Below are 16,173 nucleotides of genomic sequence, written 5' to 3'. Positions count from 1 at the left end.
TCGTATATTCTTAACATACCGTTACCTATTTGCTTCACGAGAACATTGGAGTGTGAATGTATCTTTTTGAAGGTCTAAAAAAGAAAATATCAGAATATTTGCCATCGGCAGATGTAGAACTGGTGCAAAAAGCCTATGTTGTCGCTCGCGAAGCGCACGAGGGGCAAACTCGCTCTAGCGGCGAACCCTATATTACTCACCCAGTTGAAGTAACTCACATCCTTGCTGGCATGCATTTAGACCATGAAACTCTCATGGCTGCATTAATGCATGACGTCATTGAAGATACCGACTTTAGTCAACAAGACTTAGCCGATATATTTGGTGACACCGTCGCGGAGTTGGTTGAAGGTGTTAGTAAACTCGATAAACTCAGCTTCAAGGATAAAAAAGAATTTCAAGCTGAAAACTATCGAAAAATGATTATGGCCATGACGCAGGATATTCGCGTTATTTTAATCAAACTTGCCGACCGTACACATAACATGCGCACCTTAGGGGCTCTTCGCCCTGATAAACGTCGTCGCATAGCACGTGAAACGCTTGAGATTTACGCGCCAATCGCTAACCGATTAGGTATTCATGACATTAAAAACGAGTTAGAAGATCTTGGTTTTCAAGCACTCTATCCTATGCGTCATCGTGCACTTAAGTCCGAAGTAGCAAAAGCACGTGGTAATCGTAAAGAAGTTATTTCCAATATTCAGACCGAAATTACAGCTCGCTTAGAAGAGGCTGGTATAAAAGCAGGTGTTTCAGGTCGTGAGAAGCATTTGTATAGTATTTATAAAAAAATGCTAAACAAAGAACTGCTGTTCAATGAAGTTATGGATATTTACGCCTTTAGAATAGCTGTTGACTCCATGGATACTTGTTATAGAGTTCTCGGTGTTGCGCACAATCTTTACAAACCCATTGAAACACGTTTTAAAGATTACATAGCAGTGCCTAAAACTAATGGTTACCAATCGCTGCACACCTCCTTAGTTGGGCCTCACGGTATCCCTGTCGAAATACAAATTAGAACTCACGACATGGATCACATGGCTGATAAAGGTGTTGCTGCACACTGGATGTATAAAAAATCAGGCGATGGTGCAGGCCATACAGCGCAACAACGAGCACGCCAGTGGATGCAAAGCCTACTTGAGCTTCAGCAAAGTGCTGGCTCTTCATTTGAGTTTGTTGAAAACGTTAAAACAGAACTTTTCCCTGAAGAAATATATGTATTTACACCCGATGGCCGCATAGTTGAATTACCAATGGGCGCAACAGCCGTTGATTTTGCATATGCGGTTCATACTGATGTGGGCAATACCTGTGTTGGAGCCCGGGTTAACCGTAAGCCTCATCCGTTAAGTAAAGCATTAGATACAGGCCAAACTGTAGAGGTCATCACCAGCTCTGGCGCGCATCCAAATGCAACATGGCTTAACTTTATTGTGACTGGTAAAGCACGATTAGGTATTCGTAACTATTTAAAAAATCAACATCAAGAAGAAGCTTTACAACTGGGTCGTCGTTTACTTGACTCAGCATTGGGTGAATCAAATCTAAACGATTTACCTGATGAAAATATAACTCGCGTACTGAACGAACATAACTTAAATACCGTACTAGAACTGTTAGTCGAAATTGGCGCTGGTAATTTAATGAGCATGCTTATTGCCCGACGCTTATTACAAAACGATGATGAAGATTTAAGTGATATAGCCAAAAATGCCAAAGCAACAATAATTGGCACAGAAGGAATGTTGGTTAACTACTCTAAATGTTGTCGCCCAGTACCCGGAGATGCTATTACCGCACATATTAGTCAAGGTAAAGGCGTTACTGTACATCGCCAAGAATGTAAAAACATTCGTGGTTGGGAGTCTGAGCGCTCTAAATACCTAGTAGTGAAATGGGATGACAACCCTGAAAAAGAATATATAGCTGCACTGCGTGTTGAAATAATTAACCATCAAGGTGCACTGGCTAAATTGACCAATGTTGTTGCGACTACACAAGCAAACATTGTAGAAATAGCCACCGACGAAAAAGAAAGTAATCTCTATGTGATAGACCTTGGCATAACAGTGAAAAATCGTGTTCACGTTGCCAATATTATGCGCCGAATCAGGGTTATGCCTGATGTGCAAAAAGTCTATCGAAAAAAATAAATAGGACAATCATGAATAAAGCATTTATTTCTACCGATGATGCACCTGCTGCAATCGGTACTTATAGCCAAGCAGTAAAAGTAGGCACCGCAGTATACTTATCGGGTCAAATCCCACTTGTTCCTGCAACCATGGAAGTGGTATCAGAAGACTTCGCAGAGCAAACGCACCAAGTATTTAAAAATATCAGCGCAGTCTGTGCTGAAGCAGGTGGCACAATTCAAGACTTAGTAAAAGTGAATATTTATCTTACTGACTTATCAAACTTTGCCACCGTTAATGAAGTAATGAGCCAGTACTTTAAAGCGCCCTACCCTGCACGCGCAGCAATCGGTGTTCGCGCATTACCAAAGAATGTACAAATTGAGATTGATGGCATCATGGAACTGCCATCAACAAACTAGCATTATGACCCAAAACATGTTTAAGTACTTGATACTTAAACATGTGTTTGGCCATTGTACTTCCCCTTTTTTCTAATACCTTGACAGCTTCTAAATTCTCTAGCACTCTATGGTTATAAATTTTGATAACCTTTAACTTTAGTAGTGTAAAAGGATAATGTGTGTTTAAGCTTGCCCATAACGGAAATGTATTACTGGATGTTGTAGAACATTCACCTCCTAGTGCGGCCTTCGTAACCGAGGCTCTTGAGCGCTCGCAGTTTTGCGAGTACCGAGTAGAGCACGACTCAATCAAAGCCTATTTCGATGCACCAAATAACGAACGCACCCTTGTTGTTGCTAGTAAACATGACGCTAAGCTCGTCGTAACTATTGATAATGAGAAGATGCTTGCTACAGGTGAGTTAACCTTAGCCGAAGGTGGGAACATACTCGACCTAGACACAGCTAAACAACTATTAGTAAAGTCAGGCGTTTCCCGAGGTTATAAACAAGCATTTTTAGAACACTTATTACAACAACAATTTGAAATGGCAGCAGGTCAAACTGCCAAAGGTGTCCTTGCTAAAGGCCGGCTTCCAGTTGATGGGCAATCATCGCGACTAGTTCCTCACGTAGAAACTCTCAAAGAACGCTTAAAATCGCCAAAACTACGTGAAGATGGAACAGTAGACATGCGTGATTTTGGTAAGCTTGCCAGTGTTGAACCGGGCACATTGCTATTACAGCAGTTACCTGCGACGCCAGGTAAAGAGGGCTTTACCGTCACAGGTGATAGTATTTCAGCAAAGCCTGGGGAAAGCTTCTCATTGATCGCTGGTGATGGAACTGAAATATCAAAAACCAATCCGTTAGAGCTAGTCTCTACTATTTCAGGTGTACCTGTAGAAATAGCTAATGGCATGCGTGTTGATGACATTTACACAGTTAAAGACGTCAATGTTAAAAGCGGCCATATTAACTTTGATGGCAGCGTTATCGTTACACAGAATATAGAGCCTGGAATGAAGGTTACTGCTAAAGGCGACATTACAGTGATGGGTACTGTTGAGTCAGGAGAGTTAACTGCACAAGGCAGTATTACCATCAAACAAGGTGTTATTGGCCACCAACTTGATGATAAGTCACTTTCTTGCAAAATAATCTCCCAAGGTAATATTCATCTATCGCACGCACAGTATAGTTATCTAAGTGGTGAAAATATTTTTATCGAACGTCAATCAAGTCATTGTGTAATTAAAGCAACTCAACTATTACAAGTTGGTCAAAAAGATAATCCGCAAGGAAAAATTTTTGGTGGTGAAATACTTGATGCAGGAATGATAATCGCGGGCGAAATAGGTAATGAGTCTGGCGCTAAAATGCAGATCAACTTAGCCACTTCAGGAAAAGAGATCACTGAAGAAACAGATAATTGCTTTAAAGAACTAGCAAAAACAGATAGCCAACTTGATACCTTGCAATCAGCAATTGAAAAAGCTGATTTAGTAAAAGATATAGAAAAGAAAAAACAACTTCTCGCTAAAATTGGTGCAACACAGCAGCATTACTGTCAAGAAGCTGAACAACTCGAAAAGCGCCTATCAAAATTAGAAAAACACTTACATGACATACTTTGTAATGCTAACTTGGCAGTGAATAAAGTACTTCATTCTGGTGTGGAAATTCATATTTTTGATAAGGTGTTAAAAACTAACCGTAATTACCCTCCATGCAATGTAAAATTGCAAGAAGGTAAAATTGAAGTCGAATTTAAAACTAGCTAATGCGACTCAGTGGCGATGCTGCTTAATCTCATAAATTAACCTGGACTCTGGAGATAGATAAATACATTTGTACATATCTTAACCAGAGTTCAAGTTGAACTATTTAGGCACTATAGAATATCAGCGACTTCTTGTTTAAGTTGCTCATTCCAAACCCCTACTTGAACCTGGCCTATATGCGGTTTTTGTAAAAGCAGCATTGCTAAACGTGATTGGCCAATTCCACCACCAATTGTTTGTGGAAATTCATTTGCCAAAAGTTGCTTGTGCCAATCAAATTCTAACCTTGCTTGATCTGCGGTAATCTCAAGTTGTTTTACAAGGGCCTCGGCATCAACGCGAATACCCATTGATGAAATCTCAAACGCATCTTCAAGCACAGGGTTCCATACGATAATATCACCATTTAGGCCGCTGTATTGCTCACATGTCACGCTAGACCAATCATCGTAATCTGGTGCACGCACATCATGTATTTTTGCATCACCAAGTTGACCTCCAATACCAATTAAAAAGACCGCCCCGTACTCTTGAGCTATGGCTTTTTCTCGTTGTTTTGCAGTGAAATCAGGGTACATTTGGCGTAGCTGCTCAGAGTGAATAAAGGTAATGTCTGCTGGTAGAAAACCGCTGATGCCAAATTCATCAGCAACAAACTTTTCCGTAGCTTTTAAGCCTTGATAGAGTGATTTAACTGTCTGTTTTAATTTATCGAGGGAGCGCTCTGAGCTTGCACAAATTACTTTTTCCCAATCCCATTGATCAACATATACAGAATGAATTGGACTCAAAGATTCCTCATCAGGGCGCAGTGCTTTCATGTGGGTATACAACCCTTCTCCGACAGCAAAGCCATATTGAGCCAACGTTTTTCGCTTCCATTTTGCTAGTGAGTGCACTACTTCAAACTGACTGCCAGGAATCGCTTTAACGCTCACACTAACTGCATTTTCAGTACCGCTTAAGTTATCTTGAATCCCATCACCTACTTTTGCCAAAATTGGTGCCTGAACTTCAACTAATCCAAGCTGTGTTTCCAGTTGCTGTGAAAAAAATTGTTTAACTTTACATATTTGCTGCTGTTGCTGCACATAGTGTGAACTCATAATAATTGGCCTCATTCCCAGTTATTGTTACTTGCTTATTTTGTCGCCGCGACAAATCTCAATAAAACAATCCTTAATCATTTAGCAAAAAAACTCAATAACCCACAACAAAAACAACTTGAACATATAACTTTAGTTAAAATAGTGGTATAAAAAATAAAGATTAAATAATTTAAGACCCCAAATTATATGGAAAATTATCAAATCGATAATCTCGATAAACAGATACTTCACGCATTAATGGATAATGCACGCGCCCCCTATGCAGAATTAGCTAAACGCTTTGCTGTCAGTGCCGGCACAATTCATGTGCGCGTAGAAAAAATGAAGCAAGCAGGTATCATTACCGGCACGCAAGTAACCATTGATGCCAAGCAACTGGGTTATGACGTTTGTTGCTTTATTGGTATTAACCTAAATAATGCCCGCGATTACCCGCAAACCTTGCTGCTGTTAAAAGAGCTTGAAGAGGTAGTCGAAGCCTATTACACCACAGGTAACTATAGTATTTTTATTAAAGTAATGACTCGTTCAATTGAACACTTACAAGATGTACTGATTAATAAGATTCAAGCAATTGAAGCAATTCAATCAACGGAAACCCTTATATCACTTCAAAACCCGATTAGCCGCAGCGTAATGCCTTGAAGACCTAATTGGCGTATAATCACGCTACTTTAAAGATTATAGAAAAGGTAAATGATGGAAAACACACGCTTTCACCGAGTTAAAAATGTACTGGACCGTCGCCAAACAGATTTAACTGTGTGTTTAGAGGATGTGCACAAGCATCATAATTTATCAGCGATTGTACGTAGCGCTGACGCCGTTGGCTGCCATCATGTTCATGCCGTATGGCCTGAAAATCAAAAATGGCTTACCAACAACACTTCTGGCGGCAGTAAAAACTGGATTGAAACGCATCTACATAAAGATATTGATAATGCGGTAGCAACAATGCATAAGCATAATCCTGATGTACAAATCCTTGCCACAAACCTATCTCCAGATGCCGTAGATTACCGCGATATTGATTATACAAAACCAACAGCCATTATCGTGGGGCAGGAGAAAACAGGGATATCACCTAAAGCGCTGGCTCATGCAGATAAAAATATCATTATTCCAATGCAGGGAATGGCGCAATCACTAAACGTATCAGTAGCCGCAGCATTGATTCTATTTGAAGCACAACACCAGCGCCTAAAGGCCGGTTTATATGATCGCGATATGTTAGATGAACGCATAAAACACACCATGCTATTTGAAGGCTGCCACCCCATCATTGCACAAAAATGCAAAGAAAAAACCCTGCCATACCCTGCACTTGATGAAAACGGAGAAATTGTGGCTGATGAGATTTTTTGGCAGACACTAAAACACACTTGATGCCTTGCCTAATCGCACGTAAACTCAAAAACAATCTAAAAATTAAAGTGTTGAGCCTATTTTGTCAAAGCCCGATTTAAGTCGATTTCCGATAACCGAACTAAAAGGTGTTGGGCCAAAAATGGCTGAACGCCTAAAAAAATTAGGCATTATCACTGTACAAGATATGCTCTTTCACTTGCCTCTTCGCTATGAAGATCGCACGCGAATATATGCAATAAATGAATTACAAGCTCACAGCCATGTGAGTATTGAAGCCACGATAGAGACTAGCCAAATCACATTTGGCAAACGTCGTATGCTAGTCTGCCAAGTTAACGATGGGACTGGCAGACTTACACTCAGGTTTTTTAACTTTAGCGCGGCACAAAAAAATGCCATGGATGCAGGGAAAATCATTCGATGTTTTGGTGAGGTACGTCGTGGCCGTGTTGGCTTTGAAATGACCCACCCAGAATATAGCATCAGCGACTCACCCGCAGAGCAACCTACCGCCAGCACACTGACCCCCGTATATTCAACCACCGAAGGGTTAAAACAACTTTCAATTAGAGCATTAAGCGATCAAGCCATTGCGCTATTAGATAAATATCAGGTTGAAGAGTTATTGCCCACACAATTTCAACATGGTGGTATGGGGCTAACCCAAGCCTTGCATATACTTCACCGACCTAGCAATGATGTCGATGTCGCCGCGTTAGAGCTTGGCTCACACCCTGCGCAACAACGGCTTATTTTTGAAGAATTGGTTGCACAAAACCTCAGTTTATTAAAATTACGCCAGCAAGGTCAGCAAGTTAAAGCCGTCGAATTAACTCCGTCGAATACGCTGGAGAAAGACTTTCTTTCGCAACTCCCATTTGCACCTACGAATGCTCAAAGCAAAGTGGTGAACGAAATTAAGCATGATTTACAGCACCCTTATCCAATGATGCGTTTAGTACAGGGTGATGTAGGCTCGGGTAAAACCTTAGTTGCCGCACTAAGTGCCTTAACAGCAATAGCACAGGGCTACCAAGTCGCGCTAATGGCACCAACAGAAATACTGTCTGAGCAACATGGCATCACATTTTCACAGTGGTTTTCTGCTCTAGGAATAAAAACAGCATGGCTCGGTGGAAAAACCAAAGGCAAAGAACGAGCAACCACACTTGAGCAAATAGCCTCGGGCGAAGCTCAAATGATTGTAGGTACTCACGCTCTATTTCAAGAACAAGTCGTTTTTAATAACCTCGTCCTTATAATCATTGATGAACAGCATCGCTTTGGCGTTCATCAACGATTATCGCTAAGAGAAAAAGGTCGATTTGGGGACTGCTATCCACATCAGTTGGTCATGACTGCCACCCCAATACCTCGAACTTTAGCAATGACGGCCTATGCCGATTTAGAAACTTCAATTATTGATGAGCTTCCCCCTGGCAGGACTCCAATAACAACTGTAGCTTTGCCCGATCTCAGGCGTGAAGAAATTATCCAAAGGGTTAAAACTGCCTGCACAGAGCAAAGGAGGCAGGTCTATTGGGTATGCACGTTAATAGATGAATCTGAGGTGCTTCAGTGTCAAGCGGCTGAAGACTCAGCCTTACAGCTGACTCAAGCACTGCCTGAGCTCACTGTGGGCCTTGTTCATGGCAGAATGAAGCCAGCTGAAAAACAAGCCATCATGAGCGACTTTAAAGCCGGTAATATCCATGTGTTAGTTGCAACAACTGTGATAGAGGTTGGTGTCGATGTACCCAATGCCAGTTTAATTATTATTGAAAACCCAGAGCGTTTGGGGCTTGCTCAGTTACATCAATTACGCGGACGTGTTGGTCGTGGAGCCACCGCCTCCCACTGTGTACTGCTTTACCATGCACCACTTTCGGCAACCGCGCAAAAACGTTTAGCCGTACTTCGTGATAGTAATGATGGCTTTATTATTGCTGAGCGAGATCTAGAGATAAGGGGCCCAGGTGAAGTGCTCGGTACTAAGCAAACAGGGTTAGCTGAGTTTAAAATTGCCGATTTAAGCCGTGATAAGTATATCTTAAATCAAGTAAGACCAATCGCCTCAGAGTTACTTAGAACACACCCTAACCTAGTAGATAAATTAATTCACCGCTGGTTGGCAGGAAAATCAGATTACGCGCTAGCTTAGCGATACTTTTAAGCAAAAAAACCCAGCAACTCTGCTGGGTTTATTATCAACTATTTAAGATTACGATAGTTTAGAATTTGTATTCAATACCAACACCCATGTAATCTTGGTCTACTAAACTATCCATATCGAAGTTAGAGTAGAAACCGAATACTTTGGTGTTTTTAGTTAGTTTATGGTCAACACCTGCTGAAACAGCTGTTTTAGTATCACCCTGATCAAAGTCGATAACTTGATACTGTACTTTGAAAGTATTACTGTTTAGCTTGTATGCTGCATTTAACAAGTAGCCATCAGCTTCACTGCTGCCATCAACCTTTTCTTGTGTTTGGTACATTGCACCTAGTTTAAAGTCGCCCAACTTACCTTGAACAGTTGCACGAACAACATCATAACCTTTCACTTCACTGTCAGCGGCGACTGATGCATAAACATCGCTTTTCTTAAGACCTGCATCGCCGTAGGTTAAGGCCACTGAGTAACCATTATCACCATCACTTGAATCTTCTGCGATATAAGAGGCAAGCACTTTAAAACCATTAAGGTCATTTGACGCGTAAGAGATGCTATCTCCAACACGGTTTTCGCCTTTAAATAAATTTTTAAGATCGGCTTCTAGGTCGTTAAATAAATCAATTTTGCCCTGCGACTGCTTCGTGGCAGTGTCATTTCGGCCAATAACCACTTGACCAAAGCCACCTTTAATACCTACATATTGGTTGCGAGAAGTAATGTTATCTTTATCACCTTTTGAATCGGCATCAGATACATCTACACCAAACTCAAATTTATAAACAGCTTCAAGGCCGTTAGTTAAGCTTTCAGATCCTTTAAGGCCAAAACGAGAGCTATTACTTTTAATTTCAGTGAATGAACCTTCACCATCATCTGAAGATTGAACTGTAACGTTCGCTTTACCGTAGACGTCAACATCTGCTGATGCAGAAAAAGATAAAGCACCCAATACTGTTAGCAACAGACTAGATTTTACAAATTTCATATTAACAACCTCATAATCGCAACAAACTAATTTTCAAAACAGCTGCAGTTTGCCCGCATTTAATGACAGAATTATTACAACGGAAATATTTCTGCCTCATTTGTTTAATAAAAAAGAACAATTATCGACATGTAAATGTCATAGTTACTCGTTAAGCTACTGACCTAACTTTGGCCCTAACTCAATTAGCAAATTCACTAGCTTTTCAAGCAATTGTTTTTGTTCATTATCTTTATGGTAAGCAACAAAAATATCCCTTGAAGTATGTTCAACATCAGGAACTTCAAATAATTCACCCGCTTCGATGTAGTTTTTTACCAATACATCAGGTATAAACGCACTTCCACCACATTGCAAAATTAAATCTAACGCGATTCTTCCTGTACTTGTTCTAAAGAAAGGTGGTGTGCGGCCATTAAACTGGCGAGCGTGCCACAGTGAAAACGTAGTCCCCCAGTCAACATAAACATATTTGTTATCAAAAAAATTTTCGTTTGCAGCTGCTTCATAAGCACTAACCGGAATAATAGGAAGCTCGCAAATACGCTCAACCACCAGCTCATCTACTTTTGGCGGATCAAATAAAATAGCTAAATCCAGTGTCCGTTCGAGTAGTAGTCGCGTGCTTTCTTGTTGCGCTTTCACTTCAGCAACCAGTGAAACACCGGGCATAGCTGAAACTATATTGGTAATACCAAACTGTAAAAAAGCATCCCAAATATTAGGGGTTCCAGCTAAGCTTACTTGTTTATGCATATTATCAGCTAATGCAACGTCCACTTTCGCGCGCTGCATACCCGTAATAATCATTTGCGCATGAGGTAATAATCGCTCACCTGGGGCCGTTAGCTGAATATTGTTGCGCTGACGAATAAATAAATTTACACCCAATCCTTGCTCAAGCTGACGTATTCGAAAACTGACTGCTGACTGTGTTATATATAAATTTTCGGCAGCTTTGCCAAAATGTCTTGTCCGTACAACTTCTACAAACGTTTTTAATAAATCGATATCCAATTATTTATCCTCACGATAAAAATTTCTCGCTTAAAAAATCACGCAACTTGTTCCATACTCCAGCATGAAATTAAGGCATGAGGAAACAGCCATGAGCAATGATATTTCAGTACTTCGCCAAGCATTTGTAAGTCAACGTCAGTTCTATGATGACAAAAACTTCCCTCGGGGATTTAGCCGCAGTGGAAATTTCACATTACTTGAAGCAAGCATCCTAGAGCAACATGGAATTATTCTTAATGGGTTATACAACAAATCTCTTGCACCGCAAAATGAAATTCAAGAACAATTTTTAAATGTCATCAATGGCGAGTCTGCTGTTAGTAATACCATTGAAAGAGCATGGCTAAAATACTTAAAATTAACAACCTGTAAAACCAAGTTTCATACCTTGTTTGGGCGATCAAAAATGTCAGCCCCTGTGCCGCAAAGTCAAACATATTATTTTGAATCTGACGGGGCTTAAACCCTGTCAGTTTCTTGAATAATATCGTAATGTAATTTGCTTTTTTGTGTTTTACCAGTTACAACTTGTACTAGCAGCTGTTATTGCTTAAGTAAATTAGTATCAGGGTGATACGTGACACGAAAAATTCTAATTATTGAAGATACGCCTACCATTGCAATGGTTCAAAAACACATTGCACTGAAGGCAGGCTATGATGTTGATATTGCAGGCTCACTTGCGCAAGCAAAAGAATGCATTGAAAATAACAAGTACTTTTGTGCTGTGGTCGATTTTATATTGCCAGATGCCCAAAATGGCGAAGCCGTGCCATGCACTGTCGGTGCAGAAATCCCCACAATTGTTATGACTGGCAGTTTAGATTCTGCCACGCGAGATACTGTTGAAAAGTATCCCATTATTGATTACATCACCAAAGAAAATAAGCAAGCATACCAATACCTCTCAAAACAACTGTTACGTTTACCTAGAAACGAAAATATAAAAGTATTGGTTGTTGATGATTCCTCATCAACAAGGCGTCATATATTGAGTTTGCTTAAACGGCATAAATACCAAGTACTCCAAGCAGACAGTGGTGAGCAAGCATTACAAGTGCTTTCTCAAACTCCCGATATTGATGTGATCATTACTGATAACGAAATGCCAAATATGAATGGTGATGAACTATGCAGTGAAATTCGCAGGCTCTATAGCAATGATGAAAAAGCTATCATTGGCATTTCCGGTTCAGATGCTCAACACTTGTCGGCACGTTTTTTAAAAAGTGGGGCGAATGACTATTTACGAAAACCATTTAACAATGAAGAGTTTTATTGTCGGTTAAGCCAAAACGTCGACATGCTGGAAAACATAGCCACCATTCGTCTTCAAGCGAACTCAGACTATTTGACTAAGCTCCCTAATCGCCGTTACTTTTTTGAAGAAGCAAATAAGTCGTTAAAGCACCTAAAAAAGCAAGAAGAAGTAACCTCACTTGCCATGATAGATATTGACCATTTTAAATCAATTAACGACACTTATGGTCACGATGCTGGCGATGAGGTACTTAAAGGTTTAGCTGTTTGTTTTGCTAAACACTTTGAAAATCAGCTGGTAGCCCGTTTAGGCGGGGAAGAATTTGCCGTTTACTTTGCAGACACAGCAAAATCAGAAGCAACAGCGCTACTTGAGAAGTTTAGACAATTCATTGAGTTAAACAGCCCTAAATTTAGCACCGAAAAGATTAAGTTTACGATTTCTGTTGGCTATTTCCAAGGGCCTGTTTACAAACTAGATAACCTATTGAAACAGGCCGACATTAATCTTTACAAAGCAAAAGAGTCGGGCCGTAATAAAGTTATCGCCTAGACAGGCCTCACAGGCGCAGGAACCGCTGCACGCTTGCGCTTTTGTGATTGACGATATGAATCCCAACTAAAAATAGCCAGCGCACTCCAGATACATGCAAACGTCACCATGCGTTCATTACTAAATACTTCACCATAGAATATCACAGCAAGAATAAACATTAGACTAGGCCCTATGTACTGAAAAAAGCCCAGTGTCGTGTATTGTAAACGCTTAGCAGCCCCGGTGAAGCAAAGTAAAGGCAGGGTAGTTACAACACCTGCACTAATTAATAATAAGTTGGTATACCACTCATTTAACATTAAGTTAGAGCTCGATGTAGGAGCCATAAACCACCAATATATTAACGCAATTGGCAGTAAAATAACCGCTTCTAACAATAACCCTGGTAAAGATTCTATTGGTAGCTTTTTACGCAACAAGCCATAAATAGCAAATGAGCCAGCAAGAGAAAATGCCACCACAGGAAAAGAGCCAAAGCTCACCAGCTGAATAACTACGCCACTAAACGCTAATGCCACCGCAATGCCTTGCCACTTTCGTAATTTCTCACCTAAAAATACCATGCCAAGCAACACATTGAGCAACGGGTTAATATAGTAGCCTAAGCTTGCATCAAGCATATGGTCGTTATTGACAGCCCAAATAAACAACCCCCAGTTAAACCCAAGTAAGGTCGCAGTTAGCACCAACATAAGGAGCAGCTTAGGTTGCACAATCACATGTTTTATTTTACGCCATTGTTGCATTACCGATACAATAACGATAATGAACAACACAGACCACACAACACGATGCATGAGTATTTCAAATGCCGAAATATGCTGCAATAACTTAAAGTAAATGGGTGCCAAGCCCCACATAAAAAAGGCCATACAGGCTAATATAACGCCCTTACGTTGTTCAGGATTAGTTGGCATAAATTCACTCTAAGCATTGAAAAGGCGGCTAGTTTACTCTTCAAGCAATGTTTTATCCAACTAAATAAGTCCCTGTACCAAAGGCAATTTGCACACCCAATTCATTGTGTAACTCCATTCGGCAAACACACACTTTATTTCCTGAGCGAATCAACGTAGCACTGGCTGTAAACTCAGCTCCTTTACCTGGTCGCAAATAGTCAGTTCTTAAATCAATGGTGCCGAGTGTTGATAGCTGTTTTTGAATACTGATTACATCAACCGTTTCAAGCTTATCAATAATAGAAGCCGCAGCAAGCATGCCGCCAACATTGTCAAGCACGGCTGAGATAACACCACCATGCAGTATTTTTTGCGAAGGATTACCAATAAATACATCCTGCCAAGGAAAGGTTATCTGTGCTTGCTCTGCATTAAGTGATTTAACACTAATTTGTAAAAATTGGTTAAACGGCATTTGCTCAACAAAAATATGGGCAACTTGATTGGTTAGCATGGTTTTATTCATTGTTATTTTTCACTATTGCAAACTGGTAAGATGAGTAAAGCACAACTAAAAAGAAAGCGCGATAAAAAGCTCCTATGCAAGGTCGCTTAAAAGCTCTAAAATAACCGCGATGAATACACTAGCCCCTACTTCAAGCGCCTTAGTGCGCACTCCCGCAGCCATACTAAAGCAAGTATTTGGTTATAGCGAATTCCGAGACGGCCAAGAAGCCGTGATTAATGCTGCACTTGATGGCAAGGACTCGCTTGTACTGCTTCCAACTGGCGGAGGCAAGTCTGTGTGCTATCAAGTACCGGCCTTAGCTTTGAGTGGCCTCACAGTCGTGATTTCACCTTTAATCTCCCTCATGCAAGATCAAGTCACTCAATTGCAAGCTCTCGGAGTAAAGGCTGCGTATATAAACAACAGCCTAAATCGTGATGAGCAACAACAGATATACCAACAGTTACATAGTGGCCAAATAAAATTACTGTATGTAGCGCCGGAAAAAGTGTTGCAAAGAGAGTTTTTAGAGCGATTGAGCCACTTAAATATCAGTTTATTTGCTATTGATGAAGCGCACTGTGTATCGCATTGGGGGCATGACTTTAGACCCCACTATTGCCGTTTAAGTGAACTAAAACAGCATTTTGCGCATGTACCAATGATGGCTTTAACGGCGACAGCAGACAAGGCAACTCGGTTCGATATTGTGCAACAGCTTGGGCTGCAAACACCTTACATCCACACAGGCAGTTTTGATAGACCTAATATTCGCTACACCATTGAAGAAAAATTTAAACCACTGGCGCAACTACTACGCTACTTAAAAGAACAACAAAATCAAAGTGGCATTATCTATTGCACTAGCCGTAAACGTGTTGATGATATCGCTGAAAAGCTTGCCGATGCTGGTTTAAATGCAGCTGCTTATCATGCTGGCATGAGTAACGAACAACGCCAGTTCGTACAAACAGGCTTTGCCCGTGATGATATACAAATTGTAGTTGCGACTGTGGCATTTGGCATGGGAATTAACAAACCCAATGTGCGCTTTGTACTGCACTATGACATACCCAAAAGTATAGAAGCATATTATCAAGAAACAGGAAGAGCAGGACGTGACGGGCTCGCAGCTGAAGCAATCATGTATTTTGACCCAGCCGATATAGGCCGCGTCAGACGCTTTTTTGAAGATATTGAAGATGAGCAACGGCGTCGCGTTGAAGAGCAGCGCTTCAATGCCATGGCAAGCTTTGCCGAAGCACAAACATGTCGTAGACAAATACTGCTTAACTATTTCAGTGAATATCAACGCGAACCCTGCGGTAACTGTGATATCTGCTTAAATCCACCCAAGAGCTTCGATGGTACTTTAGTTGCGCAGCAAGCTCTTTCATGTGTCTATCGAGCTGAGCAACGATTTGGCTTAGGTTACGTAGTAGAACTCCTACGAGGCGCGAATACCAGCCGAATTAGGGATAATAATCATCACCAATTGAGTACTTATGGTATTGGTAAAGAGCACAGTAGTGAATTTTGGCTGAGTATTTTACGCCAATTGATTCATCAAGGCCTACTTAGCCAGGACATAACTCAAGGCTCAACGTTACGCTTAACGGAAGGAGCACGTGCTGTCTTAAAAAGTGAGTACAGCTTACAGATGGCTGAACCACGACTCCAAGCTAAACACGTATATCAAGATAAGCTGGCGCAATTTAATTACGACAAAAAATTATTCGCTAAGTTACGCGCCTTGCGTAAGCAGCTCGCTGATGATGATGATGTACCACCTTATGTTGTCTTTAATGATAAAACACTGGCAGAAATGGCTCAGCTTATGCCAACCAACGACAGCGAATTTTTAAAAGTCTCAGGGGTTGGTTTTACTAAGCTCAATAAATACGGCAGTCCATTTTTAACTGCAATACGTAATTACTTAGCCACTCCCTAAATGACGGTA

At 40.8% G+C, this 16,173-nt stretch carries 14 protein-coding genes; 9 read left to right on the top strand and 5 right to left on the bottom strand.

What is annotated here, in order from left to right:
* Positions 1-56 precede the first annotated feature (56 nt).
* The 3 genes from spoT to ACFI4Z_RS12350 all read left to right on the top strand — a co-directional run bounded on the left by spoT (position 57) and on the right by ACFI4Z_RS12350 (position 4,332).
* Positions 57-2,162, top strand: coding sequence for a bifunctional GTP diphosphokinase/guanosine-3',5'-bis pyrophosphate 3'-pyrophosphohydrolase (spoT, locus tag ACFI4Z_RS12360; RefSeq protein WP_099296224.1), 2,106 nt, complete (start codon positions 57-59; stop codon positions 2,160-2,162).
* 11 nt (positions 2,163-2,173) lie between these two features.
* The gene (locus ACFI4Z_RS12355) at positions 2,174-2,566 is read left to right on the top strand and encodes a RidA family protein (protein WP_394193664.1); all 393 of its coding nucleotides are present in this window, start codon (positions 2,174-2,176) and stop codon (positions 2,564-2,566) included.
* Between the two features lie 161 nt (positions 2,567-2,727).
* Entirely contained in the window at positions 2,728-4,332 is a 1,605-nt protein-coding gene (locus ACFI4Z_RS12350; protein WP_462670838.1) for a DUF342 domain-containing protein, read from the top strand.
* A 110-nt stretch (positions 4,333-4,442) separates the two neighbouring features.
* On the opposite strand, the gene asnA is transcribed toward ACFI4Z_RS12350, so the two are convergent.
* Positions 4,443-5,438, bottom strand: a complete 996-nt coding sequence (gene asnA, locus ACFI4Z_RS12345; protein ID WP_462670837.1) for an aspartate--ammonia ligase — start codon at positions 5,436-5,438, stop codon at positions 4,443-4,445.
* 189 nt (positions 5,439-5,627) lie between these two features.
* Between asnA and asnC the strand changes: the two genes are divergently transcribed.
* The 3 genes from asnC (at position 5,628) to recG (ending at position 8,970) form a co-directional block, all read left to right on the top strand.
* On the top strand, positions 5,628-6,086 hold the full coding sequence (gene asnC / locus ACFI4Z_RS12340) for a transcriptional regulator AsnC (protein WP_462670836.1): 459 nt from the start codon (positions 5,628-5,630) through the stop codon (positions 6,084-6,086).
* Positions 6,087-6,140: 54 nt separating this feature from the next.
* On the top strand, positions 6,141-6,827 hold the full coding sequence (gene trmH / locus ACFI4Z_RS12335; RefSeq protein ID WP_462670835.1) for a tRNA (guanosine(18)-2'-O)-methyltransferase TrmH: 687 nt from the start codon (positions 6,141-6,143) through the stop codon (positions 6,825-6,827).
* 61 nt (positions 6,828-6,888) lie between these two features.
* Positions 6,889-8,970: an ATP-dependent DNA helicase RecG gene (gene recG, locus ACFI4Z_RS12330; RefSeq protein WP_462670834.1), complete on the top strand. Its 2,082-nt coding sequence runs from the start codon at positions 6,889-6,891 to the stop codon at positions 8,968-8,970.
* A gap of 70 nt (positions 8,971-9,040) precedes the next feature.
* Here recG and ACFI4Z_RS12325 read toward each other — a convergent pair whose 3' ends face one another.
* Both ACFI4Z_RS12325 and ACFI4Z_RS12320 read right to left on the bottom strand, forming a co-directional pair.
* Positions 9,041-9,970, bottom strand: coding sequence for a porin (locus tag ACFI4Z_RS12325; RefSeq protein WP_462670833.1), 930 nt, complete (start codon positions 9,968-9,970; stop codon positions 9,041-9,043).
* Positions 9,971-10,126: 156 nt separating this feature from the next.
* Entirely contained in the window at positions 10,127-10,987 is an 861-nt protein-coding gene (locus ACFI4Z_RS12320) for a LysR family transcriptional regulator (protein ID WP_394193658.1), read from the bottom strand.
* Positions 10,988-11,078: 91 nt separating this feature from the next.
* On the opposite strand from ACFI4Z_RS12320, the gene ACFI4Z_RS12315 reads away from it, so the two are divergent.
* Positions 11,079-11,453, top strand: a complete 375-nt coding sequence (locus ACFI4Z_RS12315; protein ID WP_462670832.1) for a MaoP family protein — start codon at positions 11,079-11,081, stop codon at positions 11,451-11,453.
* A 114-nt stretch (positions 11,454-11,567) separates the two neighbouring features.
* Entirely contained in the window at positions 11,568-12,803 is a 1,236-nt protein-coding gene (locus ACFI4Z_RS12310) for a diguanylate cyclase (RefSeq protein WP_462670831.1), read from the top strand.
* Here the strand turns inward: ACFI4Z_RS12310 and rarD are convergent.
* Positions 12,800-13,723, bottom strand: a complete 924-nt coding sequence (rarD, locus tag ACFI4Z_RS12305) for an EamA family transporter RarD (protein ID WP_462670830.1) — start codon at positions 13,721-13,723, stop codon at positions 12,800-12,802. The two genes, ACFI4Z_RS12310 and rarD, sit on opposite strands and share 4 nt — an antisense overlap.
* A 52-nt stretch (positions 13,724-13,775) precedes the next feature.
* Positions 13,776-14,231, bottom strand: coding sequence for a thioesterase family protein (locus tag ACFI4Z_RS12300; RefSeq protein ID WP_462670829.1), 456 nt, complete (start codon positions 14,229-14,231; stop codon positions 13,776-13,778).
* A 109-nt stretch (positions 14,232-14,340) separates the two neighbouring features.
* Here ACFI4Z_RS12300 and recQ point away from each other — a divergent pair, with 109 nt between their 5' ends.
* The gene (recQ, locus tag ACFI4Z_RS12295) at positions 14,341-16,164 is read left to right on the top strand and encodes a DNA helicase RecQ (RefSeq protein WP_462670828.1); all 1,824 of its coding nucleotides are present in this window, start codon (positions 14,341-14,343) and stop codon (positions 16,162-16,164) included.
* The last annotated feature ends 9 nt before the right edge of the window (positions 16,165-16,173 follow it).

Source organism: Pseudoalteromonas sp. RWi3 (assembly GCF_054960735.1).
This window is presented reverse-complemented; position numbering and strand designations above follow the sequence as displayed.

Bases quoted from the DNA above. Each gene is read 5' to 3' on its own strand.
- ACFI4Z_RS12325 (WP_462670833.1), bottom strand. From the start codon at position 9,970: ATGAAATTTGTAAAATCTAGTCTGTTGCTAACAGTATTGGGTGCTTTA.
- rarD (WP_462670830.1), bottom strand. From the start codon at position 13,723: ATGCCAACTAATCCTGAACAACGTAAGGGCGTTATATTAGCCTGTATG.
- trmH (WP_462670835.1), top strand. From the start codon at position 6,141: ATGGAAAACACACGCTTTCACCGAGTTAAAAATGTACTGGACCGTCGC.
- ACFI4Z_RS12300 (WP_462670829.1), bottom strand. From the start codon at position 14,231: ATGAATAAAACCATGCTAACCAATCAAGTTGCCCATATTTTTGTTGAG.
- recQ (WP_462670828.1), top strand. From the start codon at position 14,341: ATGAATACACTAGCCCCTACTTCAAGCGCCTTAGTGCGCACTCCCGCA.
- asnC (WP_462670836.1), top strand. From the start codon at position 5,628: ATGGAAAATTATCAAATCGATAATCTCGATAAACAGATACTTCACGCA.
- ACFI4Z_RS12315 (WP_462670832.1), top strand. From the start codon at position 11,079: ATGAGCAATGATATTTCAGTACTTCGCCAAGCATTTGTAAGTCAACGT.
- ACFI4Z_RS12355 (WP_394193664.1), top strand. From the start codon at position 2,174: ATGAATAAAGCATTTATTTCTACCGATGATGCACCTGCTGCAATCGGT.
- spoT (WP_099296224.1), top strand. From the start codon at position 57: ATGTATCTTTTTGAAGGTCTAAAAAAGAAAATATCAGAATATTTGCCA.
- asnA (WP_462670837.1), bottom strand. From the start codon at position 5,438: ATGAGTTCACACTATGTGCAGCAACAGCAGCAAATATGTAAAGTTAAA.